This window comes from Paenibacillus sp. CFBP 13594 (assembly GCF_014842675.1).
Taxonomy (GTDB): domain Bacteria; phylum Bacillota; class Bacilli; order Paenibacillales; family Paenibacillaceae; genus Paenibacillus; species Paenibacillus amylolyticus_B.
In genome coordinates, this window is sequence record NZ_JACYVQ010000001.1 from 102030 (window position 1) to 123666 (window position 21637).

The following is a 21637-nucleotide window of genomic DNA, read 5'->3' on the forward strand; positions in this document are numbered from 1 at the left end:
CCATTGTAAGGGAGGATATCATCCATGATTAATCTAATATGGCTGCTCATGATTTTAATCGGATTTGCTTTTGCAGCCGTCAACGGCAATATCGAAGTAGTCACGCAAGCTGCTTTTGATGGGGCGGCAACGGGAGTCACGGTCTGTTTTGGACTGATTAGTGTTCTTGTGTTCTGGATGGGTATGATGAAAATGGCTGAGGATGCTGGCCTCTTGGCCCGGATTGCCAAGCTGCTCGGTCCGGTTGTGGGTTTCCTGTTCCCCGATGTGCCCAAAAATCATCCGGCGATGGGTTATATTCTCTCCAATATGAGTGCGAATCTGCTGGGGCTAGGAAATGCGGCTACTCCGATGGGAATCAAAGCCATGCAACAGCTGCAGGAGCTTAATCCGGACAAACAAACCGCTTCTCCTGCCATGTGCACCTTACTGGCTCTGAATACGGCTAGTATTACCATTATTCCGACAACGCTGATCGCCATCCGCTTAAACTATCATTCTGCCAATGCTACAGAGATTGTGGGAACAACATTGATGGCTACCATTATCGCTACACTTGCTGCTATAATCGCCGATCGCTGGTATCGGAACAGGGCTTTACACAAACCGCCGCGCATACAGAAAAGTGGCAATCCCGGCATGAAAGGATGAGCACCTTTGTTAACCTTCATCAACTGGATCTCCGTCTGGGCCATCCCGGTTATTATCGCGTTTGTTCCATTATATGCGTTTACCAAAAAGGTCCCGGTTTACGAATCCTTTGTTGATGGGGCCAAGGATGGTTTCTCCACTGCAATCAGTATTATTCCGCATCTCGTGGGCATGATGGTCGCAATCAGTGTATTTCGTGCCTCGGGTGCACTGGATTTTGTGATTAGTCTGTTCGCTCCGCTGGTGTCCTGGATGGGTGTTCCAGGCGAAGTGTTGCCACTCGGAATATTGCGTCCTTTAACGGGGACAGGCTCTCTGGCGTTTACAACCGATCTGATCAAAACCCATGGTCCCGACTCTATGATCGGACGTATGGCGTCTACGATTCAGGGGAGTACAGACACCACGTTATATGTGCTGACTGTCTATTTTGGGGCTGTAGGGATACGGAACGGTCGATATGCACTCAAAGTAGGGTTGTTTTCCGATGTCGTTGGTTTTATTGCTGCCCTCGCCATTTGTTTGCTCGTTTTTGGTTAAAAGATATCTCCTTTCCTTCCGATATATTAGATATGCTAGAATAATAGCGGAGGAGAGTGAGACATGCAGAAGAGTTGGAAACGAATGCTCCGTGTCGGAATGACAGGCGTGCTTGCTATTGCAATGCTCGCAGGGTCAACGGGGCTGGCGGCAGCTCAAGCCGTTCAGACGATACATTTTACAGGTTACTTCGATAAACAGCTGCGTGCACAAATGGCAGTTACGGCAGATTCTTTTCCAGTCGTGAATGTACGTTTGGTCAAGCAGGATGAACCCGATATGGTATATTATGATGTTGGTACCTCGATACTGATCTCGAAGGATGAAGTGCTCACGAATTACCATGTCGTTCAGAGTTTTGCTGAACTGTCTGATGGTGATGAAGGCACACTGACTGTTGCGAGCCCAGGTTCTTTAGGAAAGCCTGTAAAGGCAAAGATTATGAAGACAGATCCGGTGACAGACATGGCGCTGCTGAAGCTGGACAAGGAAATAGACGCCCAACCGGTCACATTTGCAAACGCGAGGGATAACCAGGTTGTCTATACGATTGGATTCCCCAAAAATCCTGCTGGTGATCTGGTCATCCTGGATGAAGATTTTCCTTCAACCTTCAATACGATAGCCAAAAGCAGAGTGTTTAGTTCTCAAGCTTCGGATGTTCCAGGTAAAAAGGGAATCGGCAGTATTGTGAAATCCATGGCCCAAGGTAATTCAGGTGGCCCTGTTCTGGATCAGAACAACCGGGTCATTGGGATGATGACATTTGTGTACGGTGGACGTACCTATTATATTACTTCCAAGACATTGGAGACTTTCATTAAAGAGAGTACTAAACCTCCCAAAAAACAAGTTGCAGTTGCCGGAAAAGTTTCCAATTAAATGATTTGAGGAAAAGGCTTATCTTTACGCCATCTGTGTTCAACAGGTCGTGTAAAGGCAGGCTTTTTTTGCGTCAATCTCAAAGGGGGAGGTAGCCTAAAATACATATTCGTGTCGCCAGTTAACAAAATCCTTGGATTATCCTTGTGATTTCCCTGTTTGATGGGTATCATTAGTGTGAGGTGACATGACAAACATGGAAAGATTACAAAAAATTATCGCACAGGCAGGCATTGCATCCCGCCGCAAAAGCGAGGAACTAATCCTGTCCGGCAAAGTAGAAGTTAACGGGGAGGTCGTAACCGAACTGGGTACAAAAGCGAACCCCGAAGAGGATATGATTACGGTTAATGGAAAACCGATCCGCAGTGAGAAAAAAGTGTATTTGATGTTGAACAAGCCAAAAGGCGTAATCACAAGTGCATCTGACCCGGAAGGTCGGAAAATTGTATCCGACTACCTGAAAGGTGTCAAGGAACGCGTATATCCTGTAGGTCGTCTGGATTATGACACAGAGGGCTTATTGATCCTTACCAATGATGGTGAGTTTGCACATTTGCTGACGCATCCGAAGCATCACGTACCCAAAACGTATCACGCAACGGTCAAAGGTGTGCCACATGGTACAGCTCTGGAGAAATTAAAGACAGGCATTATGCTGGATGACGGCATGACGGCTCCTGCAGAGGTAGAGTACAAAGATGTGGATACAGCGGCTAATGAGTCGGTCATTTCCATTACGATCTATGAAGGACGTAACCGTCAGGTTAGACGTATGTTCGAGGCAATCAACCATCCGGTAACCCGTCTGAAACGGATTTCGTTTGGTGGTATTTTGCTACAAAACCTGAAACGTGGTCTGACACGTCATCTGACCAAAGAGGAAGTCAACAACCTGATTACCCTCGCACAATCAGAACCAGCCAAAAAAATGAAAAAAAGGTAATGTGAGGACACATAATTTTCATAAAACCGCCGCAGTTTTGTGACGAAATTCGCTATAATTGTTCATAGGATGTTCACAGTTGTCTTAGACCAATAAGATGCGAATGCTACAGTCACTTAAAAGGGGAGCAGCACATGGGCAAATCAAGAAGAACGGTGCAAATCGTCATTTTGTTATTGATCCTGGTGTTGGGCGGATATGCGATTACCACATCGGTATCCGGCTCGAATGGCAAGCCAAAGGAAGGGGATAAGTCTCCTTCTTTTGAACTGCTGGGCCTGGATGGTCAAGTTCATACGTCTGATGAGTACAAAGGAAAAGCAATGGTGATCAATTTCTGGGGCACTTGGTGTGAACCTTGTGTTAAAGAAATGCCTGCACTTCAGGCGCAAGCTGACAAATGGAAGGACCAGGGAGTACAATTTGTCGGAATTAATGTTGGAGAAGACCAGATGACCGTGGATAATTTTGTACGGCAGGTTGGGGTTACGTTTTCAATCATGTTAGACCGTGAGAAAAACTCGGTTCGTGATTTTGGGATCTCTCCGATGCCAACGACATTCTTTGTGTCCGACACGGGCAAAATCTCTACCATTCATATCGGGCAACTTGATTTGGACACACTTGACGCTCAAATTTCGCAACTGGCGAAGCAGCCCTGATAGGAGGTCTATTCGTGTTCCAAAATACCAAATGTGAGTGCGGACACCAGAATCCGGTTGGCACTGTACTATGTGAAGCATGTGGGAAACCGATACTGGAGTCTGAAGCTAAATCGAATGAAGTGCTGGAAATGCGTTATGATGGCATGGCGCGCCGTTCACAGCGCAGTAATCCCAACATCATTGACCGCATATGGAACTTTTTTTCATCCGTCAAAATTGCCGTCTATATGATTGTTTTCACGCTTGTAGGTTCTATGCTTGGTACGATCTATCCGCAAGAAAGTACATTTTTAAATATTGATCCTTCCGTTTATTACAAAGAAACATACGGTCAGTTGGGTCATATCTATTATCTGTTGGGTTTATCCCATACATACGAATCCTGGTGGTTTATCTTGCTGTTGGTGCTGATTGGTGCATCATTGGTGATATGCAGTCTGGATCGCGTCCTACCGCTCTACAAAGCACTGAATAAACAGAAAATACGTAAACATACGCAATTTTTGACGAGACAGCGTCTGGTGTACCAAGGATATATCGAAGAGGCACCAGAAGACTGGATTAAGAAAGCGGTTACGCCGCTTAAAAAGAAAGGCTACCGAGTGCACACCCAAGGTGATGCTTTGCTCGCCGAGAAACAGCGATTCAGTCGATGGGGCCCATATGTCATCCATATTGGACTCATTATATTTCTGCTGGCGGTGCTCGCACGAGGGCTACCTGGCCTGAATCTGGATGAGCATGTTGCTTTTCCAGAAGGTGAGATCAAAAAGATCCCGAATACGTCGATGTATCTGAAAAATGAACAGTTTAATGTTGAATTTTACAGTGAGGAAGAAGTACCTGAGCAATTCCGTAACCTGAATAAGACCGTTCCAAAACTGTTCGAAACAAAAGTTGTTTTATATGAATGTACAGCAGATTGTTCGGATCTTTCGAAAAAACCTCAATTGGCTGAGGTGGCCAGACATGATGTTCGTGTGAATCATCCATTAAATTATAACGGTCTGAAAGCATATCAGTTTGATTATGATCTCACACCTACCATTCGGTCCGTAACGCCGGATCTGGTCAATACAAAGACTGGTGAAGTATATGGGGCGATTAAGATTGATATGGTCGATACCCAAAAAACATTTGAAGCGGGTCCTTATGAACTGACCGTAAAGGAAAAGTTCATGGACTTTGGATTGGATGAGAATGGTCAGCCCAAATCAAAATCGCCTTCACCTAATGCACCTGCTTTTCTCTTTCTCATTAAGGGACCGAATCTGCCGGAAGAGGGGATACAATATCTTTATTTTGCGAAGCAGATTGATAAGCAACGGTTTCAGCAGGATGCAATTAACCAACAGCTGATCGGAGCAGAGATTCCTTTACAGTTGGAAGTAGACAGCATGGACAAGGTTGATATTATTCAATCCGTAAGTTATCTCAATATACGCGTGGATAAAGCAATGCCTTTTGTGTGGGTAGGAGCCGGCATTGTCATGTTGGGTCTGGTCATGGGTTTTTATTGGCATCATCGCCGCATCTGGATTCGTTTTGATGATCAACAGCTTACCTTGGGTGGACATACCAACAAAAACTGGTTTGGCTTCAGGCGTGAAGTCGCGGCTGTTTTGAAACAAATGAATTTGGAAGTGGAAGAGAAGTCGTTGGATAACGGGGGGAACCAAGCATGAATTTATTGGATTTCAGCAGCGACGCATTTATCGTAGCTTTCTTTCTCTATTGTGCCGCATTCTTTTTATATGGTGTTGCGGTAATGGGCAAAAAATGGAGCAATCGTGATCCTCTGGACCATATGAATCGCTGGGGTAAACGAGCTTTCATTGCCTCGACTGTCGCTTTGGCAGCACATCTTGTATTTTTTGCAACACGATGGGCTGGGGCAGGGCATATCCCGGTTAGTAACATGTACGAGTTTATGTCTTTTCTGTCCATGATGATCATGGTTGCATTTATCGTTGTATACGCCATATATCGGAAGTCACTACTGGGTTTGTTTGCCTTACCACTTACCATCATTATAATGGCTTACGCTGCTGTATTTCCTCAGGAGGTACAGCCGTTAATCCCGGCACTTCAGTCCATCTGGCTGAAAATTCACGTGACGTTGGCTGCACTTGGTGAAGCATTCTTCGCCGTGGGTTTTGCCGCAGGGTTCATGTATTTGCTCCGTACGGTTGATTTCAGTGGTAAAGACAAGTCTTCAAGACGGCAAAGAGGATGGGTTGAATTCACCCTGGTTACGATCGTCGTCGTTATCGGATTTATCGGGACGGTATTTGCCTTTCGTGCAGCTGGTTACGAGGCAGTTTTTGTACAGAAAACGGTCAGCATTGACACAGAGGTACAGGAAAATAGTACAATAGAGAAAGTGAATTATCGCATGCCTCCGATTTTTGCACCATATAATAGCGAAGTGGAGAGCATGACACCGTTTCTTGGCATGAAAAAACCTTTACTTGAGACGCCTTCCTGGATGAACGGCGTAAATGCCGGGCGCAAGCTGAATACGGTGGTTTGGTCACTTATTGTAGGTTTGATCCTATATGGAATTGTACGACTTCTTGTACGCAGACCACTTGGACAAGCGTTACAGCCAATGATGGATGGAATTGATGCCGATGATCTGGATGAGATAAGTTATCGTGCGATTGCCATCGGTTTTCCGATATTTACGCTGGGAGCATTAATCTTTGCCATGATCTGGGCTCAGATTGCCTGGAGTCGTTTTTGGGGCTGGGACCCCAAAGAGGTGTGGGCATTGATCACATGGCTATATTATAGTGTGTATCTGCATTTGCGTTTATCCAGAGGTTGGCAAGGTCAGAAGTCTGCATGGCTTGCAGTTCTTGGCTTCCTAGTCGTCATGTTTACGCTAGTTGGGGTGAATCTGATCATTGCTGGATTACATTCTTACGCTGGTGCGGACTAGGACAGACTCGTATTGCAAAGGTTGAGTTTAGAAGCGGGAAACACAAATGTACCTTTTTATTGAAGGGTATTCAAATATTGTTCGCCAGATCGAACATAATAGAAGTGATGAGGAGTTATTGCAAAGGGGCTGGAGAGGCATGGCTGAACATGAGAATCGAATACTGGTCGTGGATGACGAAGAGAGAATCCGCAGGCTTTTAAAAATGTATCTTGAAAAAGAAGGTTATGAAATCGATGAAGCCGAGGATGGGGAAACTGCGCTGCGTAAAGCAACAGCAGGGGACTACGGGCTGATTTTGCTTGATGTGATGTTACCAGGTATGGATGGAGTTGAAGTGTGTACCCGTCTTCGTCAGGTGAAATCAACGCCGGTTTTGATGCTCACTGCAAAAGGTGAAGAGATTAACCGGGTTCAAGGCTTCGAAGTTGGCGCTGATGACTATGTTGTAAAACCATTCAGCCCGCGTGAAGTGATTTATCGTGTCAAAGCGATTTTGCGTCGATCTTCCGCGACAGCTTATCTCTCCAAGGAGAGCAATTCGAGTAACAACATCGTGTTCCCGCATCTGGTTATTGAGCATGATGCCCACCGGGTAACCGCTGGTGGCGAAGAGATTAGTCTTACACCAAAAGAATATGAATTACTGCACTACCTGGCAACATCTCCCGACAAAGTTTTCTCCAGAGAAGAATTGCTCAAGGATGTATGGAATTACGAATTCTTTGGCGATCTTCGTACCGTGGATACGCATGTGAAGCGTCTTCGCGAGAAACTTAACAAGGTATCGCCTGAATCGGCGGCCATGATTACGACGGTGTGGGGTGTGGGTTATAAACTGGAAGTACCGAAGTAGTTTTAGTTTCTGGAGATCACTGGTCGGGAAGTTATGGATCACTATTATCTGCCTTGTGGGTTGTGTACTTATTGCGCTGGGTCTTTTTTTGCTGCCCTACATTGATACGAACTTTGCAGAATCCGAATCCAGAGATATTAAGCGGTTGTTCACCTATATCTGTATAATCGGATTCAGTTTAACCACGTTTTTTGCATTGTTTCTATTCACCAAAATAACGCAGCCCATGCAGCAATTGATTCAGGCAGCCAATGCGATTCGCAAAGGGAATTACGGAACACGTCTCTCCCTGGTAACGAGTGATGAGATTGGTGAACTTGCCAACACATTTAATCATATGGCTGCCCAACTGGAAGATAATATTCGAAACCTTAACCATGAGAAGGAACATTTGGCAAGTGTGCTTCGCAGCATGACCGATGCGGTAGTTACATTTGATGGTGAAGGCAAAGTTATTCTGACGAATCCGCCTGGAGAGAAGATCATGCAGGCATGGTATGATCTCGATTGGGAGAGAATGGACGAAGGACAAGAATCCGAGCAGTCTGACAAGACTTTGCGTGATGTACCTGAGCCCCTTCTCCCTTTGTTCAGAATGGTGATGGAGCAAGGTGGAGACCAGAACTCCAATGTTCACGTACAGCAAGGTGTCTGGTCTGTTCAGATGGCACCGTTGTATGCTGACAGTGTTATCAGAGGGGCTGTGGCTGTCTTGAGAGATGTAACCGAAGAAGTGCGTCTGGAGAAAATGCGGCGTGATTTCGTGGCTAACGTATCTCATGAGATACGAACACCGCTATCCATGATGCAAGGCTACAGTGAAGCCCTTTTGGACGGCATGGCAACCTCACCGGAAGAGAGCGAAGAACTGATCCAGGTCATTCATGATGAGTCCCTCCGGATGGGCAGATTGGTTAAAGACTTGCTTGATCTTGCCCGGATGGAAGCTGGACACACGGACATGGTGATGAAGGAAGTTGACCTTGGAGAATTACTTGAACGTGTATATCGGAAGTTCTCGGTGCGTTCAAAAGAACAGGGAATTCAACTGCACTTTGAGTTCGAACAGCCAACCATTGAACTTCAACAAGCAGATGAGGATCGACTTGAGCAAGTATTTACGAATTTGCTGGATAATGCGTTCAGACATACACCTACTGGCAAAAATGTAATGATCTCAGCAGAGCGGGTCACTTATCTTCGTGCTCCATTTGTCAGAGTTTCTGTGAAGGATCAGGGTGTAGGTATCCCTTCATCTGACTTGCCATTTATTTTCGAACGATTCTACAAAGCAGACAAGGCTCGTGTTCGGGGAGAAAGTGTGGGTACAGGGCTTGGTTTAGCGATTGTGAAAAATATTGTTGATGCGCATCAAGGTATGATTACCGTCAATAGTGTGCTTGGCGAAGGAACAGAGTTTATTTTGCAATTTCCCTTGGATTCATCGAAATAGCCTGAATTTCATACAAAAAGTGCGGAAACACCCTCTTATGGAGGGTGTTTTTTTGTTGAAGACTACCGTTTAATCTTGTTCAACGTGGAACAAGATTAGTCTTTTTTTGACTAAAAAGAGTGTCCAAGATAATTTTCCTTCCTATGTTACATAAGCTTGAAAAGCAAGCAAGATAGAGGAGGATTGAGCTAAGCATGTCCGATGATCGAAAAAGGGTCAATATTAAAGCTTTCCTGGAAGGCAGATCTTTTAGAGCAGGCTCTCCGTTTATTCCAATAACCACAAGCGAACTGGAGCAGTTTGAATCCATACTGCGTTCTTTGGCTGTGGCTATTCCTGCTGCAATTAGTCAGCCGATTTCAGCCAATATACTGTCATTACAGAATGGATTACGCCAGTTACTTACTTTTGTAAATCAATCCGGATTTCGTGCCGGAGTAAAGGCAGAATTACAAGCCGTATTGGAATTAACGATTGCAGGTTCAGAGGTTGTCCCTGTTCCTCTTATTAATCTCGCAGGTAACTTTCAAAACTTACTGGATGACTTGTTAAGTGTGACGCTGCTTCTGGAAGCACCACCTGCAGAAAAAGATAAACTTGTAGGATTAATTCGATCGATCTCCATATCGCTAAGCCGTGCGACGACAACTCTTGGAACTGGAGGGATTACCGGACCAGCCGGCCCCCAGGGAGTGCCAGGAGTCCCGGGGGTACCAGGTGTCCCGGGAGTCCCTGGGGTGAAAGGGGCTACTGGCACACCGGGAGGAATTGGACCAGTAGGACCGGTCGGCCCAGTTGGTCCACAGGGAGCACAGGGTCCGGCAGGAGCACCTGGTGTGGGTTTGAACAATATTACTGCATATGATCCTGCACTGGGACCAACTTATGCTCAAGGTCAAGTAGTAAGCTACGAGGGTAGTCTTTATGTTGCCAATGTGAACGGTCCCTTGGGTACACCCGGAAGTTCTCCAGACTACACTCTTTTGCTGTCGGGTGGAACGAATGGAGCAACGGGAGCAACCGGAGCTGGTTTGACAGGAGCCGTGGCATTTAATCCAGCGCTCGCCCCGGGTTATCCAGCAGGTCAAGTCATTACGTATAACGGTAGTACTTACATTACGAGTGTAGATGGTCCTCTAGGAACACCAGGATCTTCATCGGATTACACATTAATCGCTGCTGCGGGGGCGACTGGTGCAACTGGAGCCACAGGTGCAGGATTAAGCGGCATCGTGCCATTCGATCCCGCATTAGCACCAACATATGCAGCTGGACAAATCGTCACGTTTGGTGGCAGTACTTATATTACAAATGTCGCTTCGCCAACGGGTACGCCAGGAAGTTCTCCAGACTATACATTGCTTGCAGGTGCAGGGCCTACAGGAGCCACAGGTGTAACGGGAGCAACCGGGGCGGGATTGACAGGCCTTGTGCCATTTGATCCAGCCGTAGCCCCAACGTATCCAGCGGGTCAGGTTGTAACGTTTAACGGCAGTACGTATATTGCGAATATAGCATCGCCAACCGGAACGCCGGATACATCGCCAGATTACACATTGCTTGCTGGCGCTGGAGCAACGGGTGTAACAGGTGCAACTGGAGTTGGAGTAACAGGAAGTACCGGAGTCGCAGGAGCATCAGGAGTGACGGGAGCGACAGGCGTAGGTTTAAGTGGTATCTTGCCATTCGATCCAGCCGCAGCCCCAACGTATCCAGCGGGTCAGGTTGTAACGTTTAACGACAGTACGTATATTGCGAATGTAGCAGCACCAACCGGAACGCCGGGCACATCGCCAGATTACACGTTGCTTGCTGGCGCTGGAGCAACAGGTGTGACGGGTGCAACTGGCGTTGGAGTGACAGGAAGTACCGGAGCATCCGGCGTAACAGGAGCGACAGGTGTAGGTTTGAGTGGCATTGTACCATTCGATCCAGCCGTAGCCCCAACGTATCCAGCGGGTCAGGTTGTAACGTTTAACGACAGTACGTATATTGCGAATGTGGCATCACCAACGGGAACACCGGGTACCTCACCAGATTACACGTTGCTTGCTGGCGCTGGAGCAACAGGTGTGACGGGTGCAACTGGTGTTGGAGTAACAGGAAGTACCGGAGCATCCGGCGTAACAGGAGCGACAGGTATAGGTTTAAGTGGTATCTTGCCATTCAATTCAGCCGTAGCCCCGACGTATCCAGCGGGTCAGGTTGTAACGTTCAACGGCAGTACCTATATTGCGAATGTAGCATCGCCAACCGGAACACCGGGGACTTCACCGGATTACACATTGCTTGCGGGCGTGGGAGCAACAGGTGTTACAGGAGCAACCGGCTTTGGAGTAACGGGAAGTACCGGAGTCACGGGAGCATCGGGCGTAACAGGAGCGACAGGCGTAGGTTTAAATGGCATTGTACCATTCGATCCAGCCGTAGCCCCAACGTATCCAGCGGGCCAGGTTGTAACGTTCAACGGCAGTACGTATATTGCGAATGTGGCATCGCCAACCGGAACGCCGGGCACATCGCCGGAGTACACGTTGCTTGCGGGCGCAGGAGCGACAGGTGTGACGGGTGCAACTGGCGTTGGAGTGACAGGAAGTACCGGAGCATCCGGCGTAACAGGAGCAACAGGTGTAGGTTTAAGTGGCATTGTACCATTCGATCCAGTCGTAGCCCCAACGTATCCAGCGGGTCAGGTTGTAACGTTCAACGGCAGTACGTATATTGCTAATGTAGCATCACCAACCGGAACGCCGGGCACATCGCCGGATTACACGTTGATCGCTGGAGCGGGAGCAACGGGTGTGACGGGGGCAACTGGCGTTGGAGTGACAGGAAGTACTGGTGAAACAGGAGTATCCGGCGTAACAGGAGCGACTGGTGTTGCGGGGGTGACTGGGGCGACGGGAATTACAGGAGCCACAGGAGTAAGTGTAACAGGAGTAACTGGTGTCACTGGCGAAACAGGAGCGACAGGGATAACCGGAGCAACGGGAGTTGGCGTAACCGGCAGTACCGGATTAACAGGTGCAACGGGTGAAACGGGAGCGACGGGTCTTGCAGGGTTAACCGGAGCCACTGGTGAAACAGGAGCAACAGGTATAACGGGGGCAACGGGAGTCGGAGTAACAGGAAGTACCGGGGTAACGGGTGTGACTGGTGAAACGGGAGCGACAGGTATAACCGGAGCAACGGGAGTCGGCGTAACGGGAAGTACCGGAGTTACTGGTGTCACTGGTGAAACAGGAGTAACAGGTATAACTGGGGTCACAGGAGTCGGCATAACGGGAAGTACCGGGTCAACGGGTGCCACTGGTGAAACAGGAGCAACAGGTATAACCGGAGCCACGGGAGTCGGCGTAACAGGAAGTACCGGATTTACTGGTGTCACTGGTGGAACGGGAGCGACAGGCATAACTGGAGCAACGGGAGTCGGAGTAACAGGAAGTACCGGATTTACTGGTGTCACTGGTGAAACGGGAGCGACAGGCATAACTGGAGCAACGGGAGTCGGAGTAACAGGAAGTACCGGATTTACTGGTGTCACTGGTGAAACGGGAGCGACAGGCATAACTGGAGCCACAGGAGTCGGCGTAACAGGAAGTACCGGAGTTACTGGTGTGACTGGTGAAACGGGAGCGACAGGTATAACCGGAGCCACGGGAGTCGGCGTAACAGGAAGTACCGGATTTACTGGTGCGACTGGGGAAACAGGAGCGACAGGTATAACTGGAGCCACAGGAGTCGGCGTAACAGGAAGTACCGGAGTTACTGGTGCGACTGGGGAAACAGGAGCGACAGGTATAACCGGAGCCACAGGAGTCGGCGTAACAGGAAGTACCGGAGTTACTGGTGCGACTGGGGAAACAGGAGCGACAGGTATAACCGGAGCCACAGGAGTCGGCGTAACGGGAAGCACGGGGGCAACTGGTGCGACTGGGGAAACAGGAGCGACAGGTATAACCGGAGCCACAGGAGTCGGCGTAACGGGAAGCACGGGGGCAACTGGTGCGACTGGGGAAACAGGAGCGACAGGTATAACCGGAGCCACGGGAGTCGGCGTAACGGGAAGCACGGGGGCAACGGGTGTGACTGGGGGAACAGGAGCGACAGGTATAACCGGAGCCACGGGAGTCGGCGTAACAGGAAGTACCGGAGCAACTGGTGCCACTGGTGAAACAGGAGCAACAGGTATAACCGGAGCCACAGGAGTTGGCGTAACGGGAAGTACCGGAGTTACTGGTGTGACTGGTGAAACAGGAGCGACAGGCATAACCGGGGCCACGGGAGTCGGCGTAACAGGAAGTACCGGAGCAACTAGTGCGACTGGGGGAACAGGAGCGACAGGTATAACCGGAGCCACAGGAGTCGGCGTAACGGGAAGCACGGGGGCAACTGGTGCGACTGGGGAAACAGGAGCGACAGGTATTACCGGGGCCACCGGAGTTGGCGTAACGGGAAGTACGGGGGCAACAGGGACAACTGGAGTTACAGGAGCAACGGGAACATCTGTAACATCTAACTCGGCTTTTGCTGAGAACACTAATGGTACGATTGTTGTAATATTGGGTGGTACACTCGTTCCATTACCGAATAACCAAAATATTGGCACAGGTATAACCGTCAATGGGACAAATGACACCTTCACGCTTGCCAATGCAGGTCGTTACTATATCTCATACAAAATAAATCTGACAGCTGCACTTGCTATCCAATCTCGGGTTTTACTTAACGGTACAGCTATTCCAGCGAGTGTAGTATCTCCAGTGCTTTCTCTCAGTCAGCTGCAGTCTGACTTTATGGTTACCGTTACCGCTGGTTCAACAATACAGTTACAATTATTCGGGCTTGTTGGCACAGCTATTCTTTCTCCTCCGGGATCTACACTAAACATTATTCAGTTAAGTTAATAGTTCGATAACGTATTAAGACTATTTCCCTAATGGGCAAATGAAATGGAACTCTTATGGGATTAGTGCATCAGATTGTCGAGAAACCCAGATCATTTTTAGATCTTGGGTTTCTCTTTCTTTCCAGATAGTGGGTCAATCCAATATTAGGTGCTTGGGGCGACCGAAAGAGTAAGTTCCGCACGGCCAGAAGTATCACTCACCATCATTAGAATTACTTTAAAATTGAAATGAATACGTAATTTACTTCGCGACAAAAAAAGACGGAACCAAGAGGGTCCTGTCTTTTCTTATACATTTACAATACGTATGATTATTCCAGCACGATTTCAACAGCAGTATTAATCTCAGGCAGCGCAGCAAGCTGCACAAGCACATCTTTTGGAACAGCTTTATCTACGGTCAGAATCATGATCGCTGCACCACCAATAATTTTACGTCCAACCTGCATGGATGCGATGTTGACATCGTTTTGTCCAAGCAGTGTGCCTACACGACCGATAATACCTGGTTTATCGTTATGTGAGATCAAGATTTGATGACTTTCTGGAGCGATATCTACCGGGAATTTATCCAGACGAACGATACGCTCTCCATAACCTGCAAGGAGTGTACCCGCTACACGGCGTTCCTCAGCATCCTGAGTTGTAACCAATGTTACGGTAATCAGGTTAGTAAATCCTTTAGTTGTTGAGGTTTGGCTTACAACCACATTCAGATCACGGATTTTGGCCAGATGCATGGAGTTAACGATGTTGGCTTCCCCACCCAAATGTCTGGCGAGAATCCCTTTCACAATGTAACGTGTGAGAGGAGAAGTATCTACTTCAGAAAGTTCACCAGCATAGTCGATACGAATCTCCTGCACTGCATTTTGTGTAATCTGTGCTGCAAAACTACCCAACGTTTCACCCAGTTTGAAATACGGCTGCAATTTGTTCATCACGGTTGGTGCAACAGCAGGCATGTTAACTGCGTTCTTGAACGGTTCGTTGCGCAGAATATGAAGAACTTGTTCCGATACATCGATAGCCACGTTCTCTTGTGCTTCTACTGTGGACGCACCAAGGTGAGGCGTAACGATAATGCTTGGGTGATTCAGGAACGGGTGATCAGCGGCTGGCGGCTCGCTTTCGAATACGTCAAATGCTGCACCAGCAACAATACCCTGATCAATGGCTTCGACAAGTGCCATCTCGTCAACTACACCACCACGAGCACAGTTAATGATACGCATGCCTTTTTTCATCACTTCGAATTGTGGACGTGAAATCATATGCCGTGTTTCCGGTGTTAATGGCGTGTGAACGGTCATGAAGTCCGCATTGCGAATGATATCATCTACACTAGCCAGCTTCACTTGCAGCTTCTCGGCACGCTCCTCCGTGAGGAACGGGTCGTAAGCAAGAATGTCCATTCCAAATGCTTTGGCGCGCTTGGCAACTTCACTACCGATCCGTCCCATGCCCAGTACACCGAGCGTTTTGTTTCTTAATTCGACACCCAGGAAGGTTTTGCGATCCCACGTACCCTGAATTGTCTTGGCGTATGCCTGAGGAATGTGTCGTGCCAATGCCATCATCATGGCAAACGTGTGCTCACAGGTTGTGATGGTATTGCCATCAGGTGCATTAATAACGATGATACCGCGCTGTGTAGCAGCTTCCAGATCAATGTTATCTACACCAACACCTGCACGTCCGATCACCTTGAGGTTGGTACCAGCCGTCATAATACGATCTGTAACACGAGTCTGGCTGCGAACCAAGAGGGCATCATATTCACCAATAATGGCAACAAGTTCATCTTCACTAAGACCGGTTTTCTTCTCAACAACAACATCATTTGCATCCACCAGTTGCTGGATCCCCAGATCACTGATTGGGTCCGACACTAACACTTTGTACATGGTTTCTTCCTCCTTAGGTATGTGTATCTATATCGTCAAGGAACTGACCTCAGCGAAGAGGTATTCCTTAAAACCAGGTTGATTCTTCCGCCCAACAACGCGGTGTCGCAACAGAGGGGGAAGGTGAAGCAAATAGAGTGATCCCACAGATATCCTTTAAAATAAATCAAAAAACTCTCAATCCACATACTGCTTGCGCAATAAGGGACGAGAGTTGTCGTGGTACCACCCTAATTCACCGCCGTTTCGCAACGACAGTCTTAGCGGTCAATGAAGACCGAAGAGGATAACGGGTCTAAACCGATTGCACCTACTCCAATTTCAATGCAATAACTCAGGAGCGCTCAAGACCATTTGCCTGCCACCGATTCACACCTACCATCGGCTCTCTGTAAGACGAAGCAACGTCTTTTTTCCATCATCGTGTTTAACGTGACTAATTTTTTCATAATGTATCATGGCTGACATGAGCATGTCAATAGGCTTAAATGTTTTAAAATGTTTTGCAGATGTCTTTAGATTCACACATAAACAGAGTCACCATAAGTAATACAATAGTTAATATACCTACCACAAGAAGATGGAAAGTAAGCTGTTTGGTGAACTAAATTTTACTGCTTTAATGAAGTAATGGCAATGACATCTAACCAGGACTTGGGGCAGGTCTTGAACCTAATTGGTTTTTTGGCTATCATTTAGTATACTATCCGATTGGACAACGTAATTGTTATCCATCAAATTTAACTCAAGAGGACAGACGCATCCGATGAAAAAATTCAAGTTTCCCAAGTTCAAGATTCAGAAGGCTGAGCCACAGCAGCTTACCGAGCGTTTGCTTTTAATCAATCTATACTTTACACAAGGTCTGACACTGATTATCGGAGTTGTGTGGATCTTATTGCAGAAACGAAACTTGTTAGATGTACTCGCATGGCCTGACAATTACCAATTTATATGGTGGGGTCTTGGTCTTGCAGGAATAATGCTTGTTATGGACTTGGTACTGTCGTATGTTATACCTCAGGAAAGCATGGATGACGGTGGAATTAACGAGATGCTGTTCCGTGGGCGTCCGATCTGGCACATTGTATGTATAGCAGCCATTGTTGCTGTGTGTGAGGAATTATTATTCCGTGGAGCCATCCAACATGCCATCGGTCCTTACTGGACAAGTATTTTATTTGCAGTTATCCATATTCGTTATTTGCGCCACTGGATTCCAACAGGCTGGGTGTTTGTCTCAAGTTATGGATTGGGTTGGATTTACTTGCAGTCCGGCACATTATGGGCGCCTATATTATGTCACTTTATTATTGATTTGGTGTCCGGATTAGCGATACGTTTTCGGAGGGGATCATGAATCAGCCATTAAGTAGAATGAAGACATATGGCAGTCAGCGCCATCGTCAATCGGATAAAAAAGAGAAATCCGAGCGTCAGTTGGCTTCTCAAGTAAGCATCGTTGCTGAAACGGCAGCAGCTGCTGAGGTTGGCGGAATCACACCAATTACTTCCGTTTCTTTACCTAGATCACAGCGCAAGCCTTATACAGAAAAACTGGAAAGTCCAGTACTTCCTCAAAGGGCACCATCACGCTCCAAAAAAACGCCAAATTCAACGGAAGAATCGATCCCCGAAGCGGGTTCGCTTCCTACACGGACAGAATTACATCCTTCACGTCGGTTAAAATTGAGCAAGAGGTTTGTTAATTCACTCATTTTTATTTTTGTCATGTTAACGATTAGTCTGGTTTGGTGGGGGGTTGAAGGGGCACCCGCTCTGAATACGTTCCTTCCCTTGCCGTGGTAATGTTTTTACTCGCAGGTTTAATCATTTTGATGGGAGTTTTACTGCTTTTTCATATGTGGCGAGAAGCCCATATTCATCAAATGATTGAAGAAGAGGTTGAAGTGCCTCATCTGCCAACATCCTTTGACGGGGCTATGATTTTGTATGTATCCGATACTCACAAGCGCAAGCTGAAGCAGAAGGATTTGGAAAACGTAAAAAACAAGGTGGACTGGGTTCTCATCGGCGGGGATGTTGCGGAAAAAGGAATCTCATGGTCTATAGTTAGACATAACATGAAAATTTTATCGAACATTGCTCCTTCATTTACGGTGTATGGCAACCATGACAAGAGGGCTGGTACCGCTCAACTTGCGCGAGTCCTTCGGGAATCGGACGTTAAGCTCCTTCAGGATGATGTGGAATATCTACAAAGGGGCAACGACAGATTGAGCCTGATCGGCATAGACTATCGTTCCAAACAGGGCGATGTATTACTACAGCAGATCGGTAACCGTTTATGCAAAATTGCTATCGTTCATGATCCTTTGCAGGCCCTTCGTTTGGAAGAAAATGCAGATCTTATTTTAAGCGGTCATACACATGGGGGACAATTGGTAATCCCATTTTTCGGACCTGTGTTCCTGAGCAAAGCGTATCATCCCGTATCGAACGGGTGGTACTCCCTGAAGCGCAGTCCGGAGGACGTTAACCAAGAAGGCAAAATGCTTGTTAGCAGAGGATACGGTACAAATCATCTTCCACTCCGACTAGGTTGTCCTGCGGAGATGCATATCATCACGTTAAGAGTGCCCGCAGAAACAGCACTCACAGAGAAACAGCCCTGATCCACTGGATCAAGGCTGTTTTATTTTAATGCGCAAAATTACAATTTAACGAGCTTCCAATTCAATTGCACGCGGATCAACAAAGGAATAGCCTTTTTTTTCTAGCTTGGTCAGCAACTCATCCAATGCTTCAACCGTCCATGGCAACTCATGCATCAAAATATTGCTTCCGGGATTTAACTGGTCCAGTACATTTTGGATGACTTTTTCAGGTTTGTCTTTGGTGCTTTTATCCCAATCGAGCGAACCATTAGACCAAGTCATATATAACATACCATTTTTCTTCACAGCAGCCTTCAGTGCATCATTTCCCGACCCAAAAGGTGGACGGAAGAATTGCGGTTCCTCACCAATGGTATCCTTCACTATTTTTTGGACATCTGTAACCTGTTTTGCCGCCTCAGCGTTGGACATTTTTTTGAGATCCTCATGATCCCAGGCATGATTGCCTACAATCTGACCCCGTTCATGTATGAGTTTGAGCAATTCCGGATGGCTTTTCACCCGATATCCATTGACGAAAAATATCGCTTTAGCGTTATGTTTATCTAAAGTGTCGATCAGTGAAGTAATCATTTTTTCTTCTTTGGGTCCATCATCAAAAGTTAACAAGACCACTTTGTTTGGGCTCGCTTCAACGTTTGGTTTAATATAATAATTTTCATTCATATGATACGTCTTTTCCACTTTCTTTTCTGTTGAAACCTTCTCCGAAGATTCAGGTTCTTCTTCTGTCGCAGTTGAATCTTCCGTTGAAGGCTCGGGCACACCAGTTCCAGGTTCTCCTGTTTTAGTTGGGTTAGAGTTACCTTGCTCTTCTTGAACCGTGGTAGTTGATTCGCCCGCTGGTGTGGGATTATCAGATGTTTTTTCTTCCGCTGTCCCACAAGCTGACAGCAGCAAACTTGCAGCAATGATCAATGCGGCGGTATGTCTAAACATGATTTCAACTCGCTTTCCTGTATTTATACGGAATGAGATTGCTCACTACCGCAAACACTAAATATGATTTTAACACTTGAAGGAGGTTGGTGTAATGAAGACGTCATCCTTTTTTTGGGGCATTGTCATTGGTGTTGCAGCCAGTTCATGGCTGTCCAAAGGCAAATTGCCCATGATGTCATCGGGTTCATCACGAAATATGATGGATCAGGCAAAACATAAGATGATGGAGATGACTTTCCCGGGTATGGACGGGTTCACAAGCAAGCAAAATCAACATGGTGAATCCCACAAAAATCCGGCAGCAAAGACTGCAAGAGCAATCACACCGCAGGAAAAAGAAGCGAATATGAGCATGCTCAAAGATTTTATTCGCACCAATCCGGATGTGAAGCATGAAGTTGAGCAAATTTTAAGTCAAACAAACACAACAGTACCGGGTTTATAAACCAAAACCTCCAATTAGAATCATCCACAGTCTGGATTGGCTGTGGAATGATTCTTTTTTTGTCGATTTTACTTCGTGCATTTAGAGGTATAAAATGATAACATAACTACATAGATTTATTTTCAGCACATATTGTTTTGTGCTTCATAATCTGTTATAAGACTTGCTTATAAAGGGGAGATCCTGTATGAAAATAGAACGACTAAGTCACGATAAGATACGGATTTTCCTGACCTTTGACGATCTGAGCGAGCGCGGAATACAAAAAGAAGATATGTGGCAGGAAATACCTAAGGTTCATGAACTGTTCACTGAAATGATGGATCAGGCCTATTCCGAACTTGGATTTGATGCCACAGGTCCACTCGCTGTCGAAGTATTCGCACTTCCCGCTCAAGGGATGGTTGTCATTGTCACACGTGGAAAATATGATCCGCAACAATATGGTTCAGGTCATGAAGATGATCTTCCTGAAGAAGTATATGAAATGGAAGTTACACTCGAGCAAAGCGATTCCATCGTTTATGCATTCAAGGACTTTGAAGTGCTCATTGAAGCTGCACATATGTTGCGTCAGCATGTTACGGATGCTGGGAGACTTTATTCTTATAAAGACAAGTGGTTCTTGCATTTGGAGCCAGATGAGGTAGATTCCACCAAACATGCGGCATTGATTGCCTTGCTTGCTGAATTTGGCGAAGGCTCCTCAGTTACTCCGGCAGTTATGGAAGAGTATGGTAAGGTTGTTATTCCTGCACAAGCGATTGATGTTATCTGCACCCACTTCAAACGCCAGGATTAATCTCTAGTTGTAATCGCGTCTTTAGTCAGAGGAGGGAATTTCGGTGCTTTTGTTTTCGGTCTTAGCGGCAGCAGTTGCTCCGGGTCTCGCCTTGTTAACATACTTTTACCTGAAAGACCGTTATGATTATGAGCCACTTCATATGGTATTGCGGGTTTTCCTCATGGGGATACTGATGGTACTGCCTGTGATGATTATTCAGCGTGGCATGATGATGTGGCTCGGGGATAATCCTTATCTTGAGGCCATTATGATCTCAGGTGGTGTGGAGGAATTTGTTAAATGGTTCGTACTTTATCATATCATCTATAATCACACCGAATTTGATGAGCCGTATGACGGCATCTTATATGCAGTCGCTGTTTCACTTGGATTTGCCACTGTTGAGAATGTGTTGTATGCCTTTGCGGGGAATGCATCCGTCTCAGCCATGTTCCTTCGGGCACTGCTCCCTGTTTCAGGGCACGCTATGTTTGCGGTAATCATGGGTTATTATATGGGTAAAGCCAAGTTTATCGGTGGTAAGAAAAAGCGGTGGTATCTGGTTCTTTCTCTGGTGTTACCTTTTTTCTGGCATGCATTGTACGACGTCATCATGAACACCATGGTGAATCATTGGTTGTGGTTTATAGCGCCGCTAATGGCGGGCCTGTGGTATGGGGCAATGGGTAAAATCACACGAGCTAATAACCGTTCTCCTTTTCGTTTTGTGAAGCGGGAGGAAGAGGTTAAATTATAAAAATACGGACACACTGGTGGACATAAAGCGCATATTGCGCCTATGGCTCCGGTGTGTTTTTATTTTTACAGATAAACTCCCGGGGAATGACCAACAGAAACGGAGATCGTTGTGATGAGAATTAAAATTAAAATCAGATGCAAACAATGCGGTGAGCGATTTACATTACGAGGCAAGAAAGAACGGGGCCGAATTGAGACGGGATTCAAGCAGTGCCTCTGTGATAACAGAGACCAGTTCGAAATTGAAGAAGAGGGCATGGCAACTGGGATTCAGCTGAATTAAAAGGAGGACCCAAACGGTACTTTAGCAGCCTG

19 protein-coding genes and 1 other annotated feature are annotated in these 21637 nt (G+C 46.7%); of the genes, 17 read left to right on the forward strand and 2 right to left on the reverse strand.

All coding sequences use genetic code 11. The features are described 5' to 3' along the window. Window positions 1–24: 24 nt before the first annotated feature. The 10 genes from IFU39_RS00675 (at window position 25) to IFU39_RS00720 (ending at window position 13844) form a co-directional block, all read left to right on the forward strand. Complete coding sequence (locus tag IFU39_RS00675; RefSeq protein ID WP_036672256.1) at window positions 25–651, forward strand: nucleoside recognition domain-containing protein; 627 nt, start codon at window positions 25–27, stop codon at window positions 649–651. Between the two features lie 6 nt (window positions 652–657). Beyond that, entirely contained in the window at window positions 658–1191 is a 534-nt protein-coding gene (locus IFU39_RS00680; protein ID WP_017687658.1) for a spore maturation protein, read from the forward strand. 63 nt (window positions 1192–1254) lie between these two features. Continuing rightward, window positions 1255–2073, forward strand: a complete 819-nt coding sequence (locus IFU39_RS00685) for a S1 family peptidase (RefSeq protein WP_105599434.1) — start codon at window positions 1255–1257, stop codon at window positions 2071–2073. Between the two features lie 196 nt (window positions 2074–2269). Next, window positions 2270–3019 (forward strand): pseudouridine synthase, encoded by a 750-nt coding sequence (locus tag IFU39_RS00690; protein ID WP_036607741.1) that lies wholly within the window; start codon window positions 2270–2272, stop codon window positions 3017–3019. Window positions 3020–3153: 134 nt separating this feature from the next. Beyond that, on the forward strand, window positions 3154–3681 hold the full coding sequence (locus IFU39_RS00695) for a redoxin family protein (protein WP_192131007.1): 528 nt from the start codon (window positions 3154–3156) through the stop codon (window positions 3679–3681). 14 nt (window positions 3682–3695) lie between these two features. Further along, a complete protein-coding gene (gene resB, locus IFU39_RS00700) occupies window positions 3696–5369 on the forward strand; it encodes a cytochrome c biogenesis protein ResB (RefSeq protein WP_105599432.1) in 1674 nt (557 codons plus the stop codon). Further along, window positions 5366–6628: a cytochrome c biogenesis protein CcsA gene (ccsA, locus tag IFU39_RS00705; protein WP_091018068.1), complete on the forward strand. Its 1263-nt coding sequence runs from the start codon at window positions 5366–5368 to the stop codon at window positions 6626–6628. Before resB ends, ccsA begins: the two co-directional genes overlap by 4 nt. A gap of 139 nt (window positions 6629–6767) precedes the next feature. Next, a complete protein-coding gene (locus tag IFU39_RS00710) occupies window positions 6768–7484 on the forward strand; it encodes a response regulator transcription factor (RefSeq protein WP_017687664.1) in 717 nt (238 codons plus the stop codon). A gap of 55 nt (window positions 7485–7539) precedes the next feature. Next, window positions 7540–8937: an ATP-binding protein gene (locus IFU39_RS00715; RefSeq protein ID WP_223199729.1), complete on the forward strand. Its 1398-nt coding sequence runs from the start codon at window positions 7540–7542 to the stop codon at window positions 8935–8937. A gap of 194 nt (window positions 8938–9131) precedes the next feature. Further along, window positions 9132–13844, forward strand: a complete 4713-nt coding sequence (locus IFU39_RS00720; RefSeq protein ID WP_149846721.1) for a BclA C-terminal domain-containing protein — start codon at window positions 9132–9134, stop codon at window positions 13842–13844. Between the two features lie 313 nt (window positions 13845–14157). Here the strand turns inward: IFU39_RS00720 and serA are convergent, their stop codons facing one another. Next, window positions 14158–15753, reverse strand: coding sequence for a phosphoglycerate dehydrogenase (gene serA / locus IFU39_RS00725; RefSeq protein WP_017687669.1), 1596 nt, complete (start codon window positions 15751–15753; stop codon window positions 14158–14160). A 200-nt stretch (window positions 15754–15953) separates the two neighbouring features. Next, window positions 15954–16184, reverse strand: a binding site (T-box leader). Between the two features lie 335 nt (window positions 16185–16519). Here serA and IFU39_RS00730 point away from each other — a divergent pair. Genes IFU39_RS00730 through IFU39_RS00740 form a run of 3 tightly spaced genes read left to right on the forward strand, consistent with a single transcriptional unit; the run spans window position 16520 to window position 18389 of the window. Next, window positions 16520–17113, forward strand: a complete 594-nt coding sequence (locus tag IFU39_RS00730; RefSeq protein WP_036607728.1) for a CPBP family intramembrane glutamic endopeptidase — start codon at window positions 16520–16522, stop codon at window positions 17111–17113. Further along, the gene (locus tag IFU39_RS00735) at window positions 17110–17562 is read left to right on the forward strand and encodes a hypothetical protein (protein ID WP_105599430.1); all 453 of its coding nucleotides are present in this window, start codon (window positions 17110–17112) and stop codon (window positions 17560–17562) included. The genes IFU39_RS00730 and IFU39_RS00735 overlap by 4 nt, the downstream gene beginning before the upstream one ends. Window positions 17563–17615: 53 nt before the next feature. Continuing rightward, complete coding sequence (locus IFU39_RS00740) at window positions 17616–18389, forward strand: metallophosphoesterase (protein ID WP_181155472.1); 774 nt, start codon at window positions 17616–17618, stop codon at window positions 18387–18389. Between the two features lie 45 nt (window positions 18390–18434). On the opposite strand, the gene IFU39_RS00745 is transcribed toward IFU39_RS00740, so the two are convergent. After that, a complete protein-coding gene (locus IFU39_RS00745; protein WP_105599427.1) occupies window positions 18435–19331 on the reverse strand; it encodes a polysaccharide deacetylase family protein in 897 nt (298 codons plus the stop codon). Window positions 19332–19425: 94 nt separating this feature from the next. Between IFU39_RS00745 and IFU39_RS00750 the strand changes: the two genes are divergently transcribed. The 4 genes from IFU39_RS00750 to IFU39_RS00765 all read left to right on the forward strand — a co-directional run bounded on the left by IFU39_RS00750 (window position 19426) and on the right by IFU39_RS00765 (window position 21605). Then, window positions 19426–19779, forward strand: a complete 354-nt coding sequence (locus tag IFU39_RS00750) for a hypothetical protein (RefSeq protein ID WP_047843572.1) — start codon at window positions 19426–19428, stop codon at window positions 19777–19779. Between the two features lie 187 nt (window positions 19780–19966). Next, window positions 19967–20581 (forward strand): genetic competence negative regulator, encoded by a 615-nt coding sequence (locus IFU39_RS00755; RefSeq protein ID WP_076209900.1) that lies wholly within the window; start codon window positions 19967–19969, stop codon window positions 20579–20581. A gap of 43 nt (window positions 20582–20624) precedes the next feature. Further along, on the forward strand, window positions 20625–21320 hold the full coding sequence (prsW, locus tag IFU39_RS00760; RefSeq protein WP_017687676.1) for a glutamic-type intramembrane protease PrsW: 696 nt from the start codon (window positions 20625–20627) through the stop codon (window positions 21318–21320). A gap of 114 nt (window positions 21321–21434) precedes the next feature. Further along, on the forward strand, window positions 21435–21605 hold the full coding sequence (locus IFU39_RS00765; RefSeq protein ID WP_165980215.1) for a hypothetical protein: 171 nt from the start codon (window positions 21435–21437) through the stop codon (window positions 21603–21605). Window positions 21606–21637 lie beyond the last annotated feature (32 nt).

Bases quoted from the DNA above. Each gene is read 5' to 3' on its own strand.
- IFU39_RS00690 (WP_036607741.1), top strand. From the start codon at position 2,270: ATGGAAAGATTACAAAAAATTATCGCACAGGCAGGCATTGCATCCCGC.
- IFU39_RS00710 (WP_017687664.1), top strand. From the start codon at position 6,768: ATGGCTGAACATGAGAATCGAATACTGGTCGTGGATGACGAAGAGAGA.
- IFU39_RS00730 (WP_036607728.1), top strand. From the start codon at position 16,520: ATGAAAAAATTCAAGTTTCCCAAGTTCAAGATTCAGAAGGCTGAGCCA.
- IFU39_RS00720 (WP_149846721.1), top strand. From the start codon at position 9,132: ATGTCCGATGATCGAAAAAGGGTCAATATTAAAGCTTTCCTGGAAGGC.
- IFU39_RS00695 (WP_192131007.1), top strand. From the start codon at position 3,154: ATGGGCAAATCAAGAAGAACGGTGCAAATCGTCATTTTGTTATTGATC.
- IFU39_RS00740 (WP_181155472.1), top strand. From the start codon at position 17,616: ATGTGGCGAGAAGCCCATATTCATCAAATGATTGAAGAAGAGGTTGAA.
- IFU39_RS00750 (WP_047843572.1), top strand. From the start codon at position 19,426: ATGAAGACGTCATCCTTTTTTTGGGGCATTGTCATTGGTGTTGCAGCC.
- IFU39_RS00745 (WP_105599427.1), bottom strand. From the start codon at position 19,331: ATGTTTAGACATACCGCCGCATTGATCATTGCTGCAAGTTTGCTGCTG.
- IFU39_RS00765 (WP_165980215.1), top strand. From the start codon at position 21,435: ATGAGAATTAAAATTAAAATCAGATGCAAACAATGCGGTGAGCGATTT.
- IFU39_RS00675 (WP_036672256.1), top strand. From the start codon at position 25: ATGATTAATCTAATATGGCTGCTCATGATTTTAATCGGATTTGCTTTT.
- ccsA (WP_091018068.1), top strand. From the start codon at position 5,366: ATGAATTTATTGGATTTCAGCAGCGACGCATTTATCGTAGCTTTCTTT.
- IFU39_RS00735 (WP_105599430.1), top strand. From the start codon at position 17,110: ATGAATCAGCCATTAAGTAGAATGAAGACATATGGCAGTCAGCGCCAT.
- IFU39_RS00685 (WP_105599434.1), top strand. From the start codon at position 1,255: ATGCAGAAGAGTTGGAAACGAATGCTCCGTGTCGGAATGACAGGCGTG.
- serA (WP_017687669.1), bottom strand. From the start codon at position 15,753: ATGTACAAAGTGTTAGTGTCGGACCCAATCAGTGATCTGGGGATCCAG.
- IFU39_RS00755 (WP_076209900.1), top strand. From the start codon at position 19,967: ATGAAAATAGAACGACTAAGTCACGATAAGATACGGATTTTCCTGACC.